The organism is Geopseudomonas sagittaria, from assembly GCF_900115715.1.
Lineage (GTDB): Bacteria > Pseudomonadota > Gammaproteobacteria > Pseudomonadales > Pseudomonadaceae > Geopseudomonas > Geopseudomonas sagittaria.
In genome coordinates this window covers 80,750-102,709 of sequence record NZ_FOXM01000003.1, presented here as the reverse complement: position 1 = coordinate 102,709, position 21,960 = coordinate 80,750, and the positions used below count along the sequence as shown (strand labels likewise).

The 21,960-nt window shown below is 65.1% G+C and carries 18 protein-coding genes; 16 read left to right on the top strand and 2 right to left on the bottom strand.

Annotated features, from left to right (window positions below):
* Positions 1-8: 8 nt before the first annotated feature.
* Together BM297_RS04685 and BM297_RS04680 are read right to left on the bottom strand one after the other, a co-directional pair.
* Positions 9-839, bottom strand: coding sequence for an alpha/beta fold hydrolase (locus tag BM297_RS04685; protein WP_092428808.1), 831 nt, complete (start codon positions 837-839; stop codon positions 9-11).
* 14 nt (positions 840-853) lie between these two features.
* A complete protein-coding gene (locus BM297_RS04680; RefSeq protein WP_245768208.1) occupies positions 854-2,197 on the bottom strand; it encodes a spinster family MFS transporter in 1,344 nt (447 codons plus the stop codon).
* 178 nt (positions 2,198-2,375) lie between these two features.
* Between BM297_RS04680 and BM297_RS04675 the strand changes: the two genes are divergently transcribed.
* The 16 genes from BM297_RS04675 to BM297_RS04600 all read left to right on the top strand — a co-directional run bounded on the left by BM297_RS04675 (position 2,376) and on the right by BM297_RS04600 (position 21,459).
* Complete coding sequence (locus BM297_RS04675) at positions 2,376-3,113, top strand: SDR family NAD(P)-dependent oxidoreductase (protein WP_092428804.1); 738 nt, start codon at positions 2,376-2,378, stop codon at positions 3,111-3,113.
* A 13-nt stretch (positions 3,114-3,126) separates the two neighbouring features.
* Positions 3,127-3,900 carry an SDR family NAD(P)-dependent oxidoreductase gene (locus tag BM297_RS04670; protein WP_092428802.1) on the top strand — a complete coding sequence of 258 codons (774 nt, stop codon included), beginning with the start codon at positions 3,127-3,129 and terminating at the stop codon, positions 3,898-3,900.
* Between the two features lie 80 nt (positions 3,901-3,980).
* Positions 3,981-4,613, top strand: a complete 633-nt coding sequence (locus BM297_RS04665) for a nuclear transport factor 2 family protein (RefSeq protein ID WP_090311690.1) — start codon at positions 3,981-3,983, stop codon at positions 4,611-4,613.
* 10 nt (positions 4,614-4,623) lie between these two features.
* Entirely contained in the window at positions 4,624-5,697 is a 1,074-nt protein-coding gene (locus BM297_RS04660) for an alkene reductase (protein WP_092428800.1), read from the top strand.
* 70 nt (positions 5,698-5,767) lie between these two features.
* The gene (locus BM297_RS04655) at positions 5,768-7,627 is read left to right on the top strand and encodes a long-chain-acyl-CoA synthetase (protein ID WP_092428798.1); all 1,860 of its coding nucleotides are present in this window, start codon (positions 5,768-5,770) and stop codon (positions 7,625-7,627) included.
* A complete protein-coding gene (locus BM297_RS04650; RefSeq protein ID WP_092428796.1) occupies positions 7,620-8,705 on the top strand; it encodes an MBL fold metallo-hydrolase in 1,086 nt (361 codons plus the stop codon). The genes BM297_RS04655 and BM297_RS04650 overlap by 8 nt, the downstream gene beginning before the upstream one ends.
* Before the next feature lie 71 nt (positions 8,706-8,776).
* Positions 8,777-10,372 carry a DUF1302 domain-containing protein gene (locus tag BM297_RS04645; protein WP_092428794.1) on the top strand — a complete coding sequence of 532 codons (1,596 nt, stop codon included), beginning with the start codon at positions 8,777-8,779 and terminating at the stop codon, positions 10,370-10,372.
* A 219-nt stretch (positions 10,373-10,591) separates the two neighbouring features.
* Positions 10,592-11,803: a thiolase family protein gene (locus tag BM297_RS04640; RefSeq protein WP_092428792.1), complete on the top strand. Its 1,212-nt coding sequence runs from the start codon at positions 10,592-10,594 to the stop codon at positions 11,801-11,803.
* A gap of 5 nt (positions 11,804-11,808) precedes the next feature.
* On the top strand, positions 11,809-12,747 hold the full coding sequence (locus tag BM297_RS04635) for a bifunctional OB-fold nucleic acid binding domain-containing protein/MaoC family dehydratase (protein ID WP_092429282.1): 939 nt from the start codon (positions 11,809-11,811) through the stop codon (positions 12,745-12,747).
* A 482-nt stretch (positions 12,748-13,229) separates the two neighbouring features.
* The gene (gene cysD, locus BM297_RS04630; RefSeq protein ID WP_092428790.1) at positions 13,230-14,129 is read left to right on the top strand and encodes a sulfate adenylyltransferase subunit CysD; all 900 of its coding nucleotides are present in this window, start codon (positions 13,230-13,232) and stop codon (positions 14,127-14,129) included.
* Positions 14,129-16,036 carry a sulfate adenylyltransferase subunit CysN gene (gene cysN, locus BM297_RS04625; protein WP_092428788.1) on the top strand — a complete coding sequence of 636 codons (1,908 nt, stop codon included), beginning with the start codon at positions 14,129-14,131 and terminating at the stop codon, positions 16,034-16,036. The genes cysD and cysN overlap by 1 nt, the downstream gene beginning before the upstream one ends.
* 59 nt (positions 16,037-16,095) lie before the next feature.
* A complete protein-coding gene (gene cysQ / locus BM297_RS04620) occupies positions 16,096-16,884 on the top strand; it encodes a 3'(2'),5'-bisphosphate nucleotidase CysQ (RefSeq protein ID WP_092428786.1) in 789 nt (262 codons plus the stop codon).
* A 170-nt stretch (positions 16,885-17,054) separates the two neighbouring features.
* A complete protein-coding gene (locus tag BM297_RS04615) occupies positions 17,055-17,723 on the top strand; it encodes a TetR/AcrR family transcriptional regulator (RefSeq protein ID WP_092428784.1) in 669 nt (222 codons plus the stop codon).
* 10 nt (positions 17,724-17,733) lie between these two features.
* Positions 17,734-18,906 (top strand): sulfotransferase family protein, encoded by a 1,173-nt coding sequence (locus BM297_RS04610; protein WP_092428782.1) that lies wholly within the window; start codon positions 17,734-17,736, stop codon positions 18,904-18,906.
* Positions 18,899-20,305 (top strand): hypothetical protein, encoded by a 1,407-nt coding sequence (locus BM297_RS04605; protein ID WP_092428780.1) that lies wholly within the window; start codon positions 18,899-18,901, stop codon positions 20,303-20,305. Before BM297_RS04610 ends, BM297_RS04605 begins: the two co-directional genes overlap by 8 nt.
* Positions 20,306-20,415: 110 nt before the next feature.
* On the top strand, positions 20,416-21,459 hold the full coding sequence (locus BM297_RS04600; protein WP_092428778.1) for a TIGR03617 family F420-dependent LLM class oxidoreductase: 1,044 nt from the start codon (positions 20,416-20,418) through the stop codon (positions 21,457-21,459).
* Positions 21,460-21,960: the final 501 nt, after the last annotated feature.

The window sequence follows — 21,960 nt, the reverse complement described above, 5'->3', positions numbered from 1 at the left end:
CTGATTGTTCACTGTTCGCCGAGGAAATCGAGGCAGGTACGGTTGAACAGCTCGCGATGCTCCACCTGCACCCAGTGGCCGCAGCGGTTGAGCAGCAGGAAGCGCGCCTGCGGGGCGTGGTCGAGGAACTTCAGCGCGCCGCCGATCGGATTGAAGCGGTCGTTGCTGCCCCAGAAACCGAGGATCGGGCAGCGCAGCTCGCCCAGGCGTGCGGTCATGTTGGCCACGCGCATGCCGGCGAACAGGCTGCGTGGCTGGGTGGCGGCGACCGCGGCGCGCTCGGCGAGCAGGGCATCGTCGAGCTGGCTGGCGTCGAACAGTTGCAGGCTCATCACCTGGCGCATTTCCTCGACCCCCATCGGGCCGGCGCTGTAGACCTCGACCATGCGCTGGATACCTTCCATCTGGAAGTAGGTTTCGCGCTCCTCGACACCGCCCGGGGCCATCAGGACCAGAGCCGCGACGCTCTCCGGACGGGCCAGCGCCTGGCCGAGGGCGATGGCGCCGCCCAGCGAGTTGCCGAGCAGGGTGCAGCGCTCGATGCCGACGGCGTCGAGAAAGCCGCTCAGCGCGGCGACGAAGAATTCCAGGCAGTACTCGGTGTCCTCCGGCTTGTCCGAGCGGCCGAAGCCGGGCAGGTCGAGGACGATGTTGCGGTAACCGGCGGCGGCGAACTCGGGGTAGTTGCCCTTGAAGTTGCTGTAGCCACTGGCGCCGGGACCGCTGCCGTGCAGCCAGAGGACGACCGGGCCCTGGCCCTCGTCGAGGTAGTGCAGGCGCAGGCCGTCGGCGAGGGTGACGAAGTGGCCTAGGGGCAGCGGAAGGTCTTGTGCGGACATGCGTTATCTCCGGGTCAGGCGGTAGCGGTGGTGGCGCCGGGGGCGGCGTGCGGATGCGAAGACTGGCCGAGCAACTGGCGGCGATAGCGCGGCAGGGCCAGGGCCAGGAACAGCGCGGCCAGCACCAGCAGGGACATCGAGGCGGCCAGCGAGTAGCGCAGCGCCGCGCTGCCGGCGAGGGGCGTGAAGTAGTCGCTGAGCATGCCGGTGACCAGCGGGCCGAGGCCGACGCCGAGCAGGCCCATGCCCATCACGAAGATCGCGGTGGCCTGAGCCAGGCGGGTGGCCGGGAACAGGTGGCTGATCGCGCCCAGGCAGGGAGTCGCCCACCAGGTGCCGAAGAAGCCGAACGGGATGTAGAACAGGAAGGCCAGCGGCACGCTGATGCCGAAGGCGGTGAAGGCCACGCCCTGCGGCCACAGGAAGCAGGCCAGGCCGAAGGGGATGCTGAGCAGGGTGCCGAGCAGCGGCACGCCGATCTGCCAGCCGGCGTCGCGGCGCACCATGCGGTCGGTGAACCAGCCGCAGGTGAGGGTGCCGATGGCCGAGCAGGTGCCGCCGACCACGCCGACCAGGATGCCGGCCTCCTGCAGCGACAGGCCGTGGGAGCGGATCAGGAAGCTCGGCGCCCAGGTGCCGATGGCGTAGCCGGCAATGGCCGCGACCGAGCCGGTCATCACCAGCAGGCCGAAGGCCGGAGTGGCCAGCAGGATGCCGAGGGTCTGCAGCCAGCTTTCCTGGGCTTGGGCCTGGGCCACGCTGGTCGTCGGTGCGGCGGGTTTGGGCGCGCGAACCGTGGTCCACAGCAATATGCCGAGGAGGATGCCCGGGGCGCCGATGACCACGAAGGCGGTGCGCCAGCCGTAGTGCTGGGCGATCCAGCCGCCGAGGCCGAGGCCGAACACTGCGCCCAGGCTGGAGCCGAGCATCAGCACCGACAGGGCGGTGGAGCGGCGCTGCGGTGGATAGAGGTCGGAAACCATCGCCATCGACGGCGCGGTGCCGCCGGCCTCGCCGATGGCCACGCCGATGCGTGCCAGCACCAGGAACAGGAAGCTGCCGGCCAGACCGCAGAGCATGGTCATCGCGCTCCAGGCGATGCAGGCCAGGGCGATGACCGGCTTGCGGCCGATGCGGTCGGACAGCCGGCCGAGCGGGAAGCCAAACAGAGTAAAGAACAGCGCGAAGGTCAGCCCGGAAAGGAGACCAATCTGGGTATCGGAGATGCCGAACTCGGCCTTCACCGGCTCGATAAGGATCGCCATCAAATGCCGGTCGATGTAGTTGAACACATAGATGATGGTCAGCACCCCGAGGGCGTAGTGCGTACGCCAGGTGACACGCGCAGGTGTGTTCACGGGCAGGTCCTCTTGTTGTTCTTTTGAAATGGTTGAGCGAGAGGCTCCGCTTTTGCTCCCGCCACGGGCATCGTCAAATCGGACGATGCCCTTCCCCGACCCGCCGCCAATCATGAGTACCGTGGTCGCCGCGGGACTTTCCTCGCCGCGACGAATTTTCGCTTGCGGGAGAACGCACATGAAGCTGGTGAACAAGGTGGCCTTCGTCACCGGGGCAGGGCAGGGCATGGGGCGGGCGATGGTACGCCGCTTTGCCGCAGAGGGCGCTGTGGTGGTGGCGGCGGACATCAACCTGGACGCCGCGCGCGCGACCATCGAAGGCCTGGCCGGCGGCAGCGCCATGGCGCTGGCCTGCAACGTGGCCGACAGCGCCTCGGTGGCCGCGGCTATGGCTGCGGTGGTCGAGCGCTTCGGCCGTCTCGACGTGCTGGTCAACAACGCCGGCGTCGGTTCGGTCGACGCCTTCCTCGATACCCCCGACGAGCACTGGCTGCGCGTCATCGGCGTCAACCTGACCGGCACCTTCCTGTGCAGCCGCGAGGCCGCGCGCCTGATGCACCAGGGCGGCGAGGGTGGGGTGATCGTCAACCTGTCGAGCACCGCGGCCATCTCCGGCGAGGGGCCGAGTCACTACTGCGCCTCCAAGGCGGGTGTGATGGGCCTGACCCGCAGCATGGCCCGCGAGCTGGCTGCCAGCCAGATTCGCGTCAACACCATCGTTCCCGGCCCGACCAACACGCCGATGATGGCCGGCATCCCCGACGAGTGGATGCAGAGCATGGTCAAGGCCATCCCGCTCGGCCGCATGTGCGAACCGGACGAGATCGCCAAGGTCGCCGCCTTCCTGGCCAGCGACGACGCCAGCTTCATCACCGGCCAGAACATCGCCGTCAACGGCGGCATGGCCTTCATCTGAGGAGGGGAGAACGATGACAGCACGTCTGCAAGGCAAGGTCGCCTTCATCACCGGCGGCAGCTCGGGCATTGGTGAGGCCACCGCCCACCGTTTCGCCGAGGAAGGCGCCACCGTGATCATCTGCGGCCGCCGCGCCGAGCCGCTGGAAGCGGTGGTCGCCGCCATCCGCGACAAGGGCGGCAACGCCGAGTGCGTGGTCGTCGACGTCAGCGACGAACAGGGCTTCGTCGCCGCCATCGAGGCGGCGGCCCAGCGCCATGGCCGCCTGGACATCCTGGTCAACAACGCCATGGCCTACAGCTGGGGCGCCATCACCGGCACCGACACCGCCACCTGGCACGGCAACTTCTCCACCACCGTGGACGGCACCTTCTGGGGCACCCGCACGGCGATGCGCCTGATGCAGCAGCAGGGCGGCGGTTCCATCGTCAACCTGGCGTCGATCTGCGGCCTGTTCGGCACCGCCTGGATGGCCGGCTACTCGGCGGCCAAGGCCGCGGTGATCAACTTCAGCCGCGCCGCCGCCTCCGAGGGCGCCGCGCACAACATCCGCTGCAACGTGGTGATTCCGGGCGTGGTCGCCACTCCGGCCACCGCCGGCATGCTGGCCGACGACAAGGCACGCGCCAACACCGAGAAGCTGATCCCGCTGCGCCGGGCCGGCGAGCCGGTGGAGCTGGCCAACGCCATCCTGTTCCTGGCCTCCGACGAAGCCTCCTACGTCACCGGCGCGTGCCTGACGGTGGACGGCGGACGCAGCTCGGACCTCTACACCGTAATCGAGTAACGCCGCGCGCCAACGACACCCCGCGCGCGGCGCCGCCAACCGCCCGCGGGGCCGAATCACCCTCAGCAAGGGCAACCTGAATGGACAACAACAATAACCTGGCCGCGCGCCTGGACCGCCTCGAATCCATCGAGGAAATCCGCCAGCTGGCCGGCAAGTACTCGCTGTCGCTGGACATGCGCGACCTCGACGCCCACGTCAACCTGTTCGCGCCGGACATCCGCGTCGGCCGCGAGAAAGTCGGCCGCGCCCACCTCAAGAGCTGGCTCGACGACACCCTGCGCAACCAGTTCGACGGCACCTCGCACCACCTCGGCCAGCACATCATCGAGTTCGTCGACGCCGACCATGCCACCGGCGTGGTGTATTCGAAGAACGAGCACGAGACCGGCCCCGAGTGGGTGATCATGCAGATGCTCTACTGGGACGACTACCAGCGCATCGACGGGCGCTGGTACTTCCGCCGCCGTCTGCCCTGCTACTGGTACGCCACCGACCTCAACAAGCCGCCGATCGGCGAGCGCAAGATGCGCTGGCCCGGCCGCGAGCCCTATCACGGCACCTTCCACGACCTGTTCCCCTCCTGGACCGAATTCTGGGCCGCGCGCCCGGACAAGGAAACCCTGCCCGAGGTGGCCGAACCGGCGCCGCTGGAAGGTTTTCTCGCCACCCTGCGCCGCGGTGCCGGCGCGCCCAAGATCCGCGTGCGCTGAGGAGGCCACCATGAATCCGCTTTTCCAACCCATCCGCCTCGGCGATATCGAACTGGCCAACCGCGTGGTGATGGCGCCGATGACGCGCAGCCGCGCGGCGGACGACGGCATGCCGACCCTGGACATGGTCGAGTACTACGCCCAGCGCGCCGGCGCCGGCCTGATCGTCGCCGAGGGCACTGCGCCCTCGGCCGCCGGCCTCGGCTACTGCCGCACGCCCGGCATCTACAGCGCCGCGCAGATCGCCGCCTGGCGCAGCGTCACCCAGGCGGTGCACGCCGCCGGCGGGCGCATCGTCCTGCAGCTGATGCACGTCGGCCGGGTCGCCAGCCACCACAACAAGCCGGCCGGCGCGCCGACCGTGGCGCCCTCGGCGCTGCGCGCGCGCACCCAGCTGTTCAGCGACGCCGCCGGCATGGTCGACACCGATGAGCCCGTGGAGCTGAGCACCGCGCAGGTCCGCGAGGTGATCGAGGAATTCGCCCAGGCCGCGCGCAACGCCCGCGCCGCCGGCTTCGACGGCGTCGAGCTGCACTGCACCAGCGGCTACCTGCCGATGCAGTTCATGGCCAGCGGCAGCAACCAGCGCAGCGACCAGTACGGCGGCAGCGTGGAAAACCGCGTGCGCTTCCCCGCCGAGGTGCTCGCCGCCATGGCCGAGGCCATCGGCCCCGGGCGGGTCGGCCTGCGCATCTGCCCAGGCAATCCCTACAACGACAGCGAGGACGCCGACCCGGCCGCCACCGCGGCGGCGCTGCTCGACGCCATCGCCCCGCTGGGCCTGGCCTACCTGCACGTGATGCGCTCGCCGCTGCCCGAGCTGGACGCCTTCGCCCTGGCCCGCGAGCGGTTCCCCGGCGCGCTGATCCTCAACGACGGCTTCGACGGTCACTCGGCACGCCAGTCCATCGAGGCCGGGCAGGGCGAGGCGGTGTCCTTCGCCCGCCACTACATCGGCAACCCGGACCTGGCCGAGCGCCTGCGCGTCAACGCACCGCTGGCCGGCTTCGACCGCCGCTCCCTGTACACGGCGGGGCCGCGCGGCTACCTCGACTATCCGCGCTGGCCGGTACCGGTCGTGTGAGGGTCGACAGGCTGAAGGCAGACAAAGGCGAAGCGCACGAGCTGGTGCGTGTACCAATTCGGAGGTGAACATGAACGACCGCATGAAGCTGCCAGTGGCGGCTGCCCAGGAATACGTGCCAGTGGCCCGCGAAGTGACTCAGGCAAAACTTGACCGTCGCGCCGCGGCCAGCGCACTGATCAAGCCGCGCGATCTCTATACCATCGCCGACCGGCTCGAGGAGCAGGCACATCGCTACGCCGAGCGGCCGCTGCTGATCTACGGCGAGCAGCGCTTCAGCTACGCCGAGGTGGACGCGCGGGCCAACCAGGTGGCGCATGCCGCCCTGGCGCGCGGTCTCAAGGCCGGCGACGTCTGCGCGCTGGCCCTGGAGAACCGTCCCGAGTTTTTCTTTGCCTGGTTCGGGCTGGTCAAGCTCGGCGTGGTGGTAGCGCTGATCAATACCCAGATCAGCGGACGGCCGCTGGTGCATGCACTGGAGACTACCGGGGCGAGCGCGGTACTGGTGGGCGAGGAGTGCCTGGCCAACTTCGTCGCCAGCGAGGGCCTGCCGGCAGTGCCGCTGTGGCTGGTGCCGGATGAAGAAAAACCGGCCGACCGCGCCCTGCACGAGCACGCGGATTGCCGCTTCGCCATGGAAGTCGCACAGGCGCCGCGCCTGGCGGTGAGCCGCGACCTGCGCGCCGGGCTGACGGCGGAAACGCCGACCCTGTTGATCTTCACCTCCGGTACCACCGGTTTGCCCAAGGCGGCGCGCTACAGCCACATGCGCTGGATGAGCTCCGGCGATGTGATGGTGGTGACTCTCGATGTCACCCCGGACGACGTGTTCTATTGCTGCCTGCCGCTGTACCACGGCGCCGCGGCCACCTCGGTGACCTCCACCGCGCTCAAGGGCGGCGCCGCCATCGTGGTGCGTCGGCGCTTCAGCGTGCGCGAGTTCTGGAACGACGTGCGCAACAACGGCATCACCGTCTGCCAGTACATCGGCGAGATCTGCCGCTACCTGCTCAACTTGCCTGCGGATCAGCGCGACCGCGAGCACAGCCTGCGCGCCATGCTCGGCGCCGGCCTGACTCCGGAGTCCTGGCAGCGCTGGGTAGAGCGCTTCGGTGCGGTGCAGATCTTCGAGGGCTGGGGCTCGACCGAATCCAACGCCAACCTGGTCAACGTCGACAACCGCATCGGCTCCTGCGGCCGCGTGCCGTACTGGGAGAAGACCAACTTCCGCCTGGTGCGCTTCGATGTGGAGAGCGAGTCGCACCCGCGCGACGCCAACGGCTTCTACCTGCTGTGCCAGCCGGGCGAGGTGGGCGAGGCGCTTGGCCGCATCATCAGCCATCCGGACATCGGCGGCGGCCGCTTCGAGGGCTACACCTCGGCCGAGGCCACCGAGAAGAAGATCCTGCGCGACGTGTTCGAGACGGGCGACTCCTACTGGAGCTCCGGCGACCTGCTGCGCTACGACGAGGACGGCTACTTCTATTTCGTCGACCGCATCGGCGACACCTTCCGCTGGAAGAGCGAGAACGTCTCGACCCTGGAGGTGGCCGACGCCCTGGCCGACTACCCGGGCCTCGAGCTGATCAACATCTACGGCGTGCAGGTGCCGGGACAGGAAGGCCGCGCCGGCATGGCTGCGGTGCTGATGCAGGAAGGCCGCGAGTTCGACCCAGCCGGCTTCTACGCGCTCACCGAGCAGCGCCTGCCGCGCTACGCCGCGCCGGTGTTCGTGCGCGTGTCGCCCGCCGCCGACCTGACCAGTACCTTCAAGCTGCGCAAGGTCGACCTGCAGCGCCAGGGCTACGACCCGGACGCCTTCGCCGACCCGCTGTATGTACGCGACGACGGCGCCGGCACCTACCGGCCGTACTCGGCCGAGGCACTGGCCGCCATCGGCCTGCCGCCGTTCGGTGAAGCCCATGGCTGATCTCGACCACAATGGCCACGAGCTGAAGTCCGGCCTGCGCTACCCCTGGGTGGCGCCGCCAACCGCCGGCGAGACCTTGGAGGTGGCGCCCGGCGTGCTGTGGCTGCGCATGCCGCTGCCGTTCGGCCTCGACCACATCAACCTCTACCTGCTGCGCCACGGCGACGGCTGGGTGGCGGTGGACAGCGGCCTCAACACCACGCAGAGCCGCGAGGTCTGGGAGCAGGTGTTGGGCGGCGTGCTGGAGGGCCGGCCGCTGCTGGCACTGGTCTGCACCCACTTCCACTACGACCACAGCGGGCTGCTCGGCTGGCTGGCCGAGCGTTTCCACTGCCCGGTGTACATGACCCACGCCGAGTACCAGGCGATCCACGTCGCGCCGCCGCAGGACGGCGAGCCGGACTGGGCCTTCCACCAGTTCTACCGCCAGGCCGGGCTGACTGCCGAGGATTCGGCGGCCTTCCTGCCCATGATCCGCCAGGAGCATTTCCGCCCGACGCCGCCGGCCGCCTTCCGCCGCCTCAAGGAGGGCAGCGTGCTGCCCATCGGCGGGCGGCGCTGGCAGGTGGTGGTCGGCCGCGGTCACTCACCCGAGCACGCCTGCCTGTACAGCGCTGAGGACGGCCTGCTGATTTCCGGCGACCAGGTGCTGCCGCGCATCACTTCCACGGTCGGCGTCGCCGTCGACGAACCGGAAGGCGACCCCCTGCGCGACTGGCTGGACTCCCTCGACCGCCTGGGCGAACTGCCGGACGAGGTGCTGGTGCTGCCGGCCCACGAGCGGCCGTTCCACGGCCTGCTCACGCGGCTGGCCCAGCTGCGCGAGCACCACCGCCTGCACCTCGACCTGGTGCTGGAGCGTTGCGCGCAGCCGTGCACGGCGGCCGAGCTGATGGTCGAGCTGTTCCCGCGGCTGAAGAGCCGCTTCGACGCGCTGATGGCCATCGGCGAGACGCTGGCCCACACCAATTATCTGATCGGCGAGGGGCTGCTGGTGCGCGAGGAGCAGGGGGGCGTACACCGCTATCGGCGCGCCCGCCCCGAAGAGACGGTCGGCGAGCTCTCTAGTCCTTTTTGACGACGAACATTCGTAGGCGCCGCCCGGAAACTCGACGCGGCCGGTTGGCCTTCATTAGGAGAAAAAGCAGCATGCACAATAACAACAATCTTCGTTGCAAGAATCTGGTAGCCCAGCGCTTCCCGCTCCTGGGCCTGGCCGCCGCGGTGGCGATGGCCAGCGGTGCGGCCCAGGCCGGTGAGACCATCGAGTTCGACAACGGCGCCACCCTCGACTGGACCCTCACCACCAGCTACGGCATGGGCGTGCGCATGGAGGATCGGGACAAGGCTCTGAGCGAGGGCCCGCTGACCATCAACATGGACGACGGCAACCGCAACTTCGACAAGGGCAGCCTGGTCACCAACCGCGTCGGCGCGCTGGCCGAACTGATCCTGCAAAAGGACAACTATGGCGCGGTGCTGCGCGCCAGCACCTTCTATGACGACGTCTACCACAACAGCAACGACAACGACGCCCCGGGTCGGGTGAACAAGGCCGGCGAGTTCGACGAGTTCACCAGTGACGCCAAGCGCTTCAGTGGCGGGCGCAGCCGCATTCTCGATGCCTACGTGTTCGGCGGCTGGCGTACCGACGGCGGACAGAGCATCGACGTCAAGGCTGGCGAGCACGTGGTGTCGTGGGGCGAAAGCCTGATCTTCCCCGGCGTGTCCGGCGCCCAGTCGCCGGTCGACGTGGTCAAGGCCTCGCTGCCGGGCATCGAGGCCAAGGAAGTGCTGCTGCCGATCGGCCAGGTGTCCGGCCAGTGGAGTCTCAACGAGTCGTTCAGCCTGGGTGCCTACGCGCAGTACGAGTGGGCAGGCAACGAGCTGGCGCCGGTGGGCAGCTACCTGTCGACCAGCGACGTCACCGGCCCGGGCCGCGAGCTGCTGTTTGCCGGCCCGATGCGGTTGCCCTACCTGGGCACCGACGAACCGCGCGACAGCGGCCAGTGGGGCGTGCAGATGCGCTACCGGCCGACCGCAGACCTCGAGCTGTCGCTGTTTCGCATCAACTACCACGACCGCAACCCGGCGGGTGTCGACATCAGCTTCCCGCCGGCCGGCCCGCTGGGCTACCGGGTCAAGTACTTCGAGGACATCCACCTCACCGGCCTGAGCTTCTCCACCAAGATCGGCGACACCCAGGTCGGCGGCGAATGGTCGTACCGCGACGGCGCACCGGTTAACGTGCTGACCGCTGGTGGGCCCAAGCCGACCAAGGGCCAGGGCCAGCAGATGCAGCTGTCGTTCATGCGCATCCTCGGCGACCGCCCGTGGGCAAGCCAGACTACCTTCATGGGTGAGGTGGTCCACGTGCGGGTGGACGACGTCGACGCGCTCAACGGCGCCGACGACTACACCTTCAAGACCGCCTCGGCCTGGAAGAGCAAGACCGCCACCGCCTACTCGCTGGTCGGCGTGTTCAACTACCCGGGCGTGCTCACCGGCTGGGACCTGGACGTGCCGATCCGCTTCTCCCACGTCGTGGAAGGCGCCACGCCGATGTCCGGAACCATCTCCGGCGCCGAGGGCGACCGCCGCCTGACCGTGGGCACCACCTTCAAGTACATGAGCAACTTCGAGGTGGCGCTAGCCTACAACGCCTTCCTCGGCGAGGCCGATCCGGTACGCCGCCAACTGGCCGACCGCGACTACGCCACCCTGTCCGCCAAGTACTCGTTCTGACCAGGCTGTGCCGGGCAGCGCCTGCCGCCCGGCCTGTCCGATCAGGGCAATGGCATGAATCCGGTCAATCCGTTGTAGGGGCGAATTCATTCGCCCGGACACCCCGTCAGGCGAATGAATTCGCCCCTACAGGGCCGGTCTAGTCGATTCGAACGATTCGCGCGAGGCGCGACTGCGGCATAGTGGCTGCAGTCACGCCCCGCAGCAGTGGAGACAACCATGGGACTCAAAGGCAACGCCGCCATCGTCGGGGCGGCCCAGTACAAACCGGAGAAGTACGCCACCGCGCCGCGCATGTTCCACCTGGAACAGGTGGCCGACCTGGCCGCGCGCGCCCTGGCCGACGCCGGCCTGCGCGCCGAGGATCTCGACGGCCTGGTGATCAACGGCCCGCAGTTCCACGAGGCCTCGGTGTTCGTGCCGGCGATGGCCGCCGAATACCTGGGCATGAAGCTGAACTTCGCCGAAGTCGTCGACCTCGGCGGCTGCACCTCGGTGGGCATGGTCTGGCGCGCCGCCGCCGCCATCGAGCTGGGCCTGTGCCAGGCGGTGCTCTGCGTGCTGCCGGCGCGCATGGCGCCGTTCGGCCCCGACGAGGACCCGAGCTGGATGGCCCGGGCCATGCGCTTCGGCGGCCACAGCACCGCCTTCGGCGCGCCCGAGGCCGAGTTCGACCTGCCCTACGGGCACATGGGCCAGAACACCGGCTACGCGATGATCGCCCAGCGCTACGCCGCCCAGTACGGCTACGACGCCGCGGCCATGGCGAAGATCGCCGTGGATCAGCGCTTCAACGCCCAGTTCAACCCCGAGGCCATGTTCTACGGCCAGCCGCTGACCGTGGAGCAGGTGCTGGCCAGCAAGAAGGTCGCCGACCCGCTGCACGTGCTGGAGATCGTCATGCCGGTCGCCGGCGGCGCGGCGCTGATCGTCGCCTCCAAGGAAGTGGCGGCGCGTGCACGCAACCGCGGCGCGGTGGTCACCGGCTTCGGCGAGCACCTGTCCTTCAAGTCGCCGACCTATGCCGAGGAGATGACCCGCACCCCGATCGGTCCGGCCTCCGAGCGCGCCTTCGCCATGGCCGGACTCAAGCCGTCCGACATGCACGCCGCGCAGATCTACGACTGCTACACCATCACCGTCCTGCTGACCCTGGAGGACGCCGGTTTCGTGCCCAAGGGCGAGGGCATGCGCTTCGTGCGCGACAACGATCTCACCTGGCGCGGCAACTTCCCGATGAACACCCACGGCGGCCAGCTCAGCTTCGGCCAGGCCGGCTCGGCCGGCGGCATGTCGCAGGTGGTCGAGGCCTTCCACCAGATCGCCGGCCGCGCCGGCGATCGCCAGCTGTCACGCTGCGACAACGTCTACGTCTCCGGTACCGGTGGCGTGATGAGCGAGCAGGGCGCACTGATTCTTCAGGGAGCATGAGCGAGATGTCGACCAACAAACCGATGCCGGTGCCGACGGAAATCTCGGCGCCGTTCTGGGCTGGCCTGAAAGAGCAGCGCCTGACCCTGCCGCAGTGCCAGGCCTGCGGCCACTGGATCTTCTATCCGCGCCGCCACTGCGACCGCTGCTACTCCCACGATTTGAAATGGCAGGAAGTGTCCGGTGCCGCCACGCTGTACACCTATACGGTGGCGCGCATCCCGACCCTGCCGGACTTCGCCGACGAGGCGCCGCAGAAGCTCGCCGTGGTCGAACTGGACGAGGGCGTGCGGATCAACACCACCCTGGTCGGCCTCGCCGAGGACGAGATCAAGGTGGGTATGCGCCTCAAGCCGGTGTTCGATACCGTGAACCGCGAGGGCGACACCCTGCTGCGCTTCACCGGCGTCGATAAGGACGTGGCCCCGCGCCGCTTCGACGAGCCCGAGGCGGTGGAGCAGGTCGAGGAACAGGCGCCGCGCCGGCAGATCCGCGTCGACGACGCCGAGGCCCTGCAGGCGCTGGTCAGCGAACAATTCACCGCGTGGAGCAACGAGTTCGTTGTCGATCAGGCCGTGATCGACGAGTTCGCCCGCCTGTCCGGCGACGACTACTGGATCCACACCGATCCCGAGCGCGCGCGCAAGCAGGGTCCGTTCGGCGGCACCATCGCTCACGGCGCGCTGGTGCAGGTGCTGATGTCGCGCCTCAAGGTGCCGTTCGACTTCGAGATCGTCGGCTTCACCAACATGGTCAACTACGGCTCCGACCGCCTGCGCTTCCCCAGCCCGGTCCCCGCCGGCTCGCGCATCCACGCCCGTGGCCGGGTCAAGGCCGTGGAGATCGGCAAGCGCGGCACCCAGCTGACCCTGGAGCTGAACATCCACGTGGTCGGCAGCGAGCGCCCGGCGGTGATCAACGATCTGGTCGTGCTGTACATGTAACGAATGGAATGCTGAGGTGTCACCCTTTGACCGCTCCCGCGTATGCGACGAGCGGTTTTTTTTTGCCTGCGCACTGCTGCACGGAATAGCGCTTCTCGTCTCCACCAACCGGAAGCGTCTGACTCGCCATCACAGCCTTGTTGTGCTGTCCCCGCCACCGTCCGGCCGGACCCATGGGGCGATGAGCGTGACTCCCTGGATCATCGCTGGCCAATCGGTTGCGTTGTCGGCGTCAGCCATCCCGGGGCAACTCGGGAGAAAATGTGAGCCTTCTCAGTTTTCCCTCTGCTGGTTGTTAGTAGGCTTCGTATCTATCTGAATTTAAAGGATTTTTTCATTGTTCGGCGCGTGAGGGAAGAGGCGCAAAGCGAGTAGTCGCAGATATATCCAGGTGCTCAAATGCTTAGCAAGTGGGGGGCGAGAGAAGTTTATCAGCCTCCCAATAGTGGTTTTTCAAACACTCTTGCCAGAGTGAGGTACCCATGACGCTAACTCATTTGCAACGCCTCGAAGCCGAAAGCATTCAGATCATGCGCGAAGTTGTCGCTGAGTCGGAAAACCCGGTGATGCTTTACTCCATCGGCAAGGACAGCGCAGTCATGCTGCATCTGGCGCGCAAGGCCTTTTACCCGGCGGTTCCGCCGTTTCCACTGTTGCATGTGGATACCCGCTGGAAGTTTCGCGAGATGTATGAGTTCCGCGAAAAGATGGCCAGGGAAACGGGGATGGAGCTGATCGTTCACATCAATCCGGAAGGGATCGAGAAAGACATCAATCCGTTCACCCATGGTTCGGCGATCCATACCGACATCATGAAGACCGAGGGTCTCAAGCAGGCGCTCGACAAGTACGGCTTCGATGCGGCTTTCGGTGGCGCACGACGCGACGAAGAAAAGTCGCGTGCCAAGGAGCGCGTGTTTTCGTTCCGTACCGCGCAGCACCGCTGGGATCCGAAGAATCAGCGTCCCGAACTGTGGAAGCTCTACAACACCCGCAAGCACAAGGGCGAGTCGATCCGGGTGTTTCCATTGTCGAACTGGACCGAACTCGACATCTGGCAATACATCCAGCTGGAGAACGTGCCGATCGTGCCCTTGTACTTCTCGGCGCTGCGTCCGGTGGTCGAGCGAGACGGCGCGCTGATCATGGTCGATGACGAGCGCTTGCCCCTGAAGGCCGGGGAGCAGCCGATGATGAAAAACATCCGCTTCCGCACCCTCGGCTGCTATCCGCTGACCGGCGCCGTCGAGTCGGAAGCGGACAGCCTGTCCGCGATCATTCAGGAAATGCTGCTCACCAGGACCTCGGAGCGCCAGGGCCGAGCCATCGACCACGATTCGGCGGCTTCCATGGAAAAGAAAAAACAAGAGGGGTACTTCTGATGGCACACGTTTCCGAGCTGATCGCCAGCGACATCGATGAATATCTCAAGCAGCATGAACACAAGAGCCTTCTGCGCTTCATCACCTGCGGCAGTGTGGATGACGGCAAGAGTACCCTGATCGGGCGCCTGCTCTACGAATCGAAAATGCTCTTCGACGACCAACTCGCGGCGGTCGAGGCCGACTCGAAGAAATTCGGTACCCAGGGCGGCGAAATCGACTTCGCCCTGCTCGTCGACGGCCTGGCCGCCGAGCGGGAGCAGGGGATCACCATCGACGTCGCCTACCGGTTCTTCTCCACCGAAAAGCGCAAGTTCATCGTTGCCGACACCCCCGGTCACGAGCAATACACCCGCAACATGGTCACGGGGGCCTCCAACGCCGATGTGGCCATTCTGATGGTCGATGCGCGCAAGGGGATCCTGACCCAGTCCCGCCGCCACAGTTATATCGTCTCGCTGCTGGGCATTCGCCACATCGTCGTCGCGATCAACAAGATGGACCTGGTGGGTTACTCGGAAACGACCTTCCGCGAGATCGTCGCCGACTACATGGCGTTCGCCGGCAGGATCGGCATCACCGATGTGACCTTCATTCCGATGTCCGCCTTCAAGGGCGACAACATCGTCGCTCCCAGCGAGCACATGCCCTGGTACCAGGGCGACACGCTGATGCAGTTCCTGGAAACGGTGCAAATCGACGAAGCCGATCACGAGAAGGCCGCCTTTCGCCTGCCGGTTCAATGGGTCAATCGCCCGAACCTGGATTTCCGTGGCTTTGCCGGCACCATTGCCAGCGGCAAGGTCAAACCGGGCGACCGGATCCGGGTGCAGCCTTCGGGTCGGGAAAGCACCGTGGCCCGTATCGTGAGCATGGGCGGAGATCTGCCCGAGGCGGTGGCCGGTCAGTCGATCACCCTCACTCTCAGCGACGAGATCGATATCTCCCGTGGTGACGTCATTTCCACCACGGAGGGACCGGCCGAGATCGCCGATCAGTTCGAGTGCACCATCACCTGGATGCATGAGGCGCCGCTGCTGCCCGGTCGCAACTATCTGCTCAAGATCGGTACCCGGACAGTCACGGCCAGCGTCACCGAGATCAAGTATCAGGTGAACGTCAATACGCTCGAGCACACCGCGGCCAAGACCCTTGAGCTCAACGCCATCGGTGTCTGCAACATCAGCCTCGACCGGCCGATCGCCTTCGATCCCTACGCGCAGAATCGCGACACCGGCGGGTTCATCCTGATCGACCGGATCAGCAACAACACCATCGGGGCGGGCCTGCTGCATTTCGCACTGCGCCGCGCCAACAACATCCATATGCAGCATGTCGACGTGGACAAGTCGGCCCGCTCGGCCAGCAAAGGCCAGAAGAGCTGCGTCCTCTGGTTTACCGGTCTGTCCGGCGCCGGCAAGTCGTCCATCGCCAACATGGTCGAGAAGAAGTTGCATGCCAGTGGCCACCATACCTATCTGCTCGACGGCGACAACGTTCGCCATGGGCTGAACAAGGATCTTGGCTTCACCGACGCCCACCGTGTCGAGAACATTCGCCGCGTCGCGGAAGTTTCCAAGCTGATGGTCGATGCCGGCCTGATCGTCATCACCGCGTTCATCTCGCCATTCCGCTCCGAGCGGGGCATGGCCAGAAACCTGGTCGAGGACAACGAGTTCTTCGAGATCTACGTCGACACCCCCCTCGAAGTGGCCGAGCAGCGCGACGTCAAAGGGCTGTACAAGAAGGCCAGAAGCGGCGAGCTGAATAACTTCACCGGTATCGACTCTCCCTACGAGGCGCCCGAGCAGCCGGAGCTGCGCATCGACACCACGACCCTGTCCATCGAGGAGTCGGCCGATGCGGTGATCGACGAACTCAGAAAGCGCGGGATTCTGCTCGGCTAGCGAGCGGCGCCGGCTCTGGACCTGGCCGGCGCTCGTTTACCCATCGGAGGATTAGCATCGTGACCGATATATCAAGACTCGACGAGTTGCTGGAGGCCTTGCTGCCCGTCGCGCGGGAAGCGGCGAACAGCATCATGGACATCTACTCGACCGACTTCGAGATCCGCGGCAAAGCGGATAGCTCGCCGGTGACCGAGGCGGACGAGCGAGCCGAGGGCGTTATCCTCGCGGCTCTGGCACGACTCACACCCGACATTCCCGTGGTGTCGGAGGAGCAGGCCTCGGCCGGCTTCATCCCCGAGGTCGGGGAACGCTTCTGGCTGGTCGACCCGCTCGACGGCACCAAGGAATTCATCAGTCGCAATGGCGAGTTCACGGTAAACATTGCCCTTATCGACAACGCTCGACCGGTGCTGGGCGTGGTCCTTGCGCCGGCAATCGACCGACTGTTCGCCGGTGCCGTCGGGGGCAAGGCCTTTACCGAGACCGCGGGCGAGCGACGTCCGATCGCCTGTCGTGCCGTACCGGCGCAGGGGCTGACCGTAGTGGCCAGCCGTTCCCATGGCGATGCCCAGGCGCTCTCCGAATTCCTCGCTGGCCGGGTGGTCGCCAAACAGACCAGCGCCGGCTCCTCGCTGAAGCTCTGCCTCGTGGCCACGGGCGAAGCGGATGTCTATCCGCGCCTGGGGCGAACCATGGAATGGGATATCGCGGCCGGCGATGCGGTCCTGCGCGCGGCTGGCGGGGCAGTGATGACTCTGGACGGTACGCTGCTTGCCTATGGCAAGGCCGGATTTGCCAATCCGCACTTCGCTGCCTGGGGATTATCCAATGAACGAATATCTTGAAAGCTCATCTTCGAGTGAATCTTGAGATATTCAGCAAGTATTCATGAATGCCCTGATGCGTTGATTCTGTGATGGATTGCTACCAGAATGAATGTCCGAACAGGTTTTGTGGGCAATTATTCGTGTCGATAAAGCCTTGATATTGGATGGTCATAAAAGAGCCTGACAGCATGACTCAAAATACCCGCCACCTTCGCAGGAATCCAACCCAGTCCCGAGCGGAAGCGACGCTCAGGGCAATCCGTGAGGCTTGCCTGAAAATTCTGGAGGAGGAAGGCCACAAGCGGTTGACGACCAACCGTATCGCCGAGGTGGCGGGTATCAGCATTGGCAGCCTTTATCAATACTATGCCGACAAGCGTGCAATCGCTGCGGATATCTGCAATGAGCTGTTGCTGGCCGAGTTGAACGAGGTCGATCGCCTCGACGAGCAAGCGATATCCATGGTCAGGAACTCGCTCGAGACGACAATGAAATTCTTCGTCGAAGAGTATGTGGCTCGCCATCGCCGGTTGTATCTGAAGCTAAAGGGCTTCTACCTCGAAATGCACTGGCATTACGATTTCGAGACCTACGTGCTGAAGACGCGCCCCGGAAAACTGACCACCGTCGAGTGGCTGCCCCGTGCGCTCAAGCGTTATCGGGACATATTGGGCGTCCATGACCTGGTGCTCGCCTCGACGATGATCGTGAATGTCATCGAAGGCACCATCCACGCCACACTCGACCGCAGCCCCGATCTCATCCTGAAGCAGGAGTTCGCCGACGAGCTTCTCGCTATCGTTCTCAGTTATCTGAAGTACGCCTCCAAATCCAACGCGTCACCTGGAAGCTCCTGAGGAGAATGTCTTGTTTTATTATTTCGATTTCCTGATCTGGTTCAAACTCCTACGGCTGGTCGCCAAAGAACCGGACAAGCGCCGGCGCCGGGGGCTGTTTCGGCTGCTGTTGTTGCGTGTGCCGGCCCGGGCTGCGCTGACCGCCGTCTGTTTCTTTCTCGATGGGATTCTGTTTCCGGGGCTGTGGCGCACCAAGGTCAAGGCGCCGGTATTCATCATTGGGCACGCCCGCAGTGGCACGACGCTGGCCCACCGGATAATGGGTGGGGACGAGCGGTTCTCCACCTTCAAGTACTACGAGCTGTTGCTGCCTTCCCTGGTGCAGAAGAAGATCGTCCGTGCTCTGGCCTGGGTCGATGCCGCCCTGCTCGGCAGGGTCATCGAGCGAAAGCTGCAGGCTTGGGAAAAGCGCAAGTTCGGCCCGACCCAGCACATTCATAAGATGGGCCTGACGATTCCCGAGGAAGACGACCTGCTGTACTTCAACTCCTGTGCCTCGGGGTTCTGGCTTACCAAGCTGCCTTACATGGACTCGCTGGATTTCTTTCACATCGACCAGCGTTCGCCCGGCAGCCGCCGCCGTATGATGAAATTCTATAAGGAGTGCGTACGGCGTCAGCTGTATCTCAATGGCAGCCACCGTTTCCATCTGAGCAAGAATCCGACCTACTGTGGGCGGGTGGAGTCGCTGCTCGAAGCATTCCCCGATGCGCGCTTCGTCGTTCTCTACCGCAATCCTTATGAAACCATCCCCAGTCTGCTGAAACTGCTCAACGTGGGCTGGAAGCACCAGGGAAATCTTTCTGTTGAACGTATAAAGACGTCCAACAGGGTAATGACCAATCTGTCATATGAGACCTACCTGTATCCTCTGGAAGTGTTGCAGCGGCATCCGGAGACCCCTTGTGCCGTGGTCGATTACCGGCAGTTGACCACCGATCCGAAGGCGACCGTCGAAAAAATCTACGCCGACCTCGGTCTTGAAATTACACCTGAATACCAGTCATTCCTCGAAACCGAGGCCAGCAAAACTCGTAAGCACGAAACCGAGCATCGTTACAGTCTGGCCGAATTCGGTCTCGACGATGCAGAAATTCGCCGCCGTTTGGCCACGCTTTTCGAGCAGTTCCAATGGGAAGAAAACGTCAACAAGATCAATAAGAAGGAGCTCGACAATGTCTGAAACGAAGCCTCAGGATGCAGCCACGCTGCAAGCAAGCGAGACTCTGCGCCAAGCTTGGGATGAGATGCTGAGCCAGTTGTCGTCTGCCCGCAATGCTATCGACGATCCCGAACTCTGGGCCCCGCCGGCGTCGCCGCGCAACCTGGCGGAAGGTTACCGTTATGTCATGGGCTTTCTGTACGGCTCTATCGCACGCTGCATGGGGCCTACTCCCGAGTTTCCCTATTTCACCCGGGCGATCCAACCGCTGAACCGCTCCACGATCGATAATGCGGATGCCATCTATCTGATGGCGCCGATCGATGGCAATTACAGCTATACGATCCGCGGTAGGGCGGGCGATACGAGCCAATGGCGCGGCGAAGCTTCGACCGGTCAGGGGCGCAAGGCTCCCCATTACGTCATCTTCGAAACGCCCAGCGGTTATTCGGGTGAGAGTGGCAGCCTGAAGGAGTTGAAACGCGGCTCCCGGATCAACTGCGCCGAGCTGGACTCCACTGAACTGCAGGTCAACGCCGACGGTAGCTTCGAGATATTGCTGGCCCCCGAGAAACCCGAAGGCTACACCGGCAACTTCATGCTGACCCGCGCCAGCCGGACGCGCACGTCAGCCGACGGCATCACCGAGACCCGTGAGTACGTCAGCCAACTGGTCATGCTGCGTGAGCTGTTCTGCGACTGGGAGCAGGAAGACCTGCTGGAGCTGTTCATATATCGCAACGATCTGCTCGGCCAACCCATGCCGACGTACACGCCCGAGCAGGCCGCCAAGCAGCTCAAGGATATCGGCCGCTTCACCCGTAACCAGGTGCATTTCTGGAACGAGTTCTACGCGGTTGTCTGCGAGGCCTACGGGGACATGAACGGCGATGGCCAGTGCTTCATGCCGCGCAACGCATTCAACAATCCCAATGCGGCGTCCATTGCCACGGCCGGCGGCATGGCGACCAATATCTATTGTGGTGGCATGTTCGAGCTGGAAGAGGACGAAGCCCTGGTCCTGGAGCTGCACCAGCCAGTGGAACCCGTTTATATCGGTTTCCATTTGAGCAATATGTGGGGCGAGTCCCTGGATTTTGCCAACTACCAGTCCAGCCTCAACGGCCTGCAGGCGCATCGTGACCCGGACAACGTCCTGCGTTACGTGGTTTCCCATCGCGACCCGGGAATCGCCAACTGGGTCGACACGACGGGACATCCTGAAGGTTACATGGCGGTGCGCTGGGCTTACCCCGTGAAGCCCAAGGAAAACCTGCCCTGGGCTACCGCCAAGAAAGTCAAACTCTCGGAAGTCCTGCAGCATTTGCCCGCAGGAACTCGCCTGATCACCCCGCAAGAGCGCCGAGCCCAGATTGCGATACGGCAAGAGCATGTGCAGCGCCGTTATCGACAGCACTGAGCAACACCCAAGCCCAAGTGCACTGCGCCTTGGGCTTTGATCGCCTTTCCCTGCCAACGAGACTGAGTTTGCGCAAAAGTCAGTCTCCGCGGTTTTATGGAGCCACCGAAATGCTAGAGATATTCGCATCGACACCCGAGAGTCTCGGCCTGGACAACATCGCTTCCTTCGCCCAGCGGGTCGAGGCCATGGGCTACGACGGTCTGTTCGTATCCGACGCTATCCATGATGGCCTGCTGCTTGCCTGCCAGGCGTTGTCCGCCACCCGGCGGATCAAGGTCAGCACCTCGGTGCTGGTGGCCTTCCCGCGCAGCCCGATGAACGTCGCGCTGGCAAGCTGGGACCTGCAGAAGATGTCGGGGGGCCGTTTCGAGCTGGGCCTGGGCACGCAGATCAAGCAGAACATCGAGGATCGCTATTCGTCGCGCTGGTTGCCACCCGCCGCTGGCATGCGCGAGTACCTGCAATCGATGCGCGCCATCTTCCACAGCTTCCGTACCGGCGAGCCGTTGAACTATGTCGGCGAGCACTACCGCTTCACCCGCCTGCAGCCATTCTTCAATCCCGGTCCCATCGATGCGCCGGATGTCCCGCTCATGCTCGGCGCGGTCGGCCCGAAGATGCTCGAGCTGGTCGGCCAGGAGGCCGATGGCATCCATACCCACCCCACCAATACCTCGGTTCGCTACCTGCGCGAAGTCATCACCCCGCAGATCGCTCAAGGTCTCTCCAAGCGCGATCCGGCAAGGCCGCGGCCGCTGATCAGTGCCAGCCAGTTCGTTGCCACCGGTCCGGATCAGGCGACTGTCGCGGCGGAGCGCGAGCGCTTCCGTGACATGCTGGCGTTCCTTTTCTCGACACCCGCCTATTGGCCGAGCCTCGAGCTGTTCGGCTGGGGGAACGTCGGTGAAAGCCTGCTGCAACTGACCCGCGAGAAGCGCTGGAAGGACATGCCTTCCGTGTTCTCCGACGAGGTTCTCGACCAGTTCCTGGTCAGCGCCCGATACGAGGAGCTGCCGGAGGCACTCGCTTCGCGCTTTGTCGGCGTGGCAGACCGCGTCACCCTGACGGTCCCCAATGACCCGGCCAACGATGCGGCGGTGTCCCTGGCCATTTCGGCAATCCGCGCACGGACCCAAAGCGCAGCGGCGTAAAGCTCCTCCCAGGGCAAGGTCGAACAAGGGGCGATAGCGCAGCATTGCCGCCCAGCCACTTGAGCGATCTTGCCCTGCAGTCGCGGCCCCGGGGCCGATCGCTCATCAACGCCCCGATGTGTTCCGGCGGATGAGCCCCAGCGTGCCGTGCCGAGGCCGGTAGCCCCGGTTGCAGTCGGCGTCGCCCATTCCCTCCAGGCTTCAGCCATTCCGGCGCGAGCCTTCCGTATTCCCCGCCAGTCCTAACCTGTGCCGCTTACAGGCTGCTTGAGCTTCGCGGCCTGCACGGATGGCAGGACATCCATCGAATCCTATTCATAAGCGTTGACCATCCGCAGCTGCAGATGCCACCTGGCTCCTTCGCGCGTCCGTGCGCAGGTTTGCATAAGGGTAGATTGATGGCGGGCGGGGTGGCGGCGGGTGGGCGGGGAGGGCGGATGGGCCGACGCAACCAGCGATGCCGGCGGGCACTGGTTGGCGGCGAGTGCCCCCCTGGCAGGC

Coding starts and splice junctions, on each gene's coding strand:
- BM297_RS04655 (WP_092428798.1), top strand. CDS start 5,768: ATGAACGACCGCATGAAGCTGCCAGTGGCGGCTGCCCAGGAATACGTG.
- BM297_RS04600 (WP_092428778.1), top strand. CDS start 20,416: ATGCTAGAGATATTCGCATCGACACCCGAGAGTCTCGGCCTGGACAAC.
- BM297_RS04665 (WP_090311690.1), top strand. CDS start 3,981: ATGGACAACAACAATAACCTGGCCGCGCGCCTGGACCGCCTCGAATCC.
- BM297_RS04605 (WP_092428780.1), top strand. CDS start 18,899: ATGTCTGAAACGAAGCCTCAGGATGCAGCCACGCTGCAAGCAAGCGAG.
- BM297_RS04670 (WP_092428802.1), top strand. CDS start 3,127: ATGACAGCACGTCTGCAAGGCAAGGTCGCCTTCATCACCGGCGGCAGC.
- BM297_RS04635 (WP_092429282.1), top strand. CDS start 11,809: ATGTCGACCAACAAACCGATGCCGGTGCCGACGGAAATCTCGGCGCCG.
- BM297_RS04645 (WP_092428794.1), top strand. CDS start 8,777: ATGCACAATAACAACAATCTTCGTTGCAAGAATCTGGTAGCCCAGCGC.
- cysN (WP_092428788.1), top strand. CDS start 14,129: ATGGCACACGTTTCCGAGCTGATCGCCAGCGACATCGATGAATATCTC.
- BM297_RS04660 (WP_092428800.1), top strand. CDS start 4,624: ATGAATCCGCTTTTCCAACCCATCCGCCTCGGCGATATCGAACTGGCC.
- cysD (WP_092428790.1), top strand. CDS start 13,230: ATGACGCTAACTCATTTGCAACGCCTCGAAGCCGAAAGCATTCAGATC.
- BM297_RS04675 (WP_092428804.1), top strand. CDS start 2,376: ATGAAGCTGGTGAACAAGGTGGCCTTCGTCACCGGGGCAGGGCAGGGC.
- BM297_RS04650 (WP_092428796.1), top strand. CDS start 7,620: ATGGCTGATCTCGACCACAATGGCCACGAGCTGAAGTCCGGCCTGCGC.
- BM297_RS04615 (WP_092428784.1), top strand. CDS start 17,055: ATGACTCAAAATACCCGCCACCTTCGCAGGAATCCAACCCAGTCCCGA.
- BM297_RS04640 (WP_092428792.1), top strand. CDS start 10,592: ATGGGACTCAAAGGCAACGCCGCCATCGTCGGGGCGGCCCAGTACAAA.
- BM297_RS04685 (WP_092428808.1), bottom strand. CDS start 839: ATGTCCGCACAAGACCTTCCGCTGCCCCTAGGCCACTTCGTCACCCTC.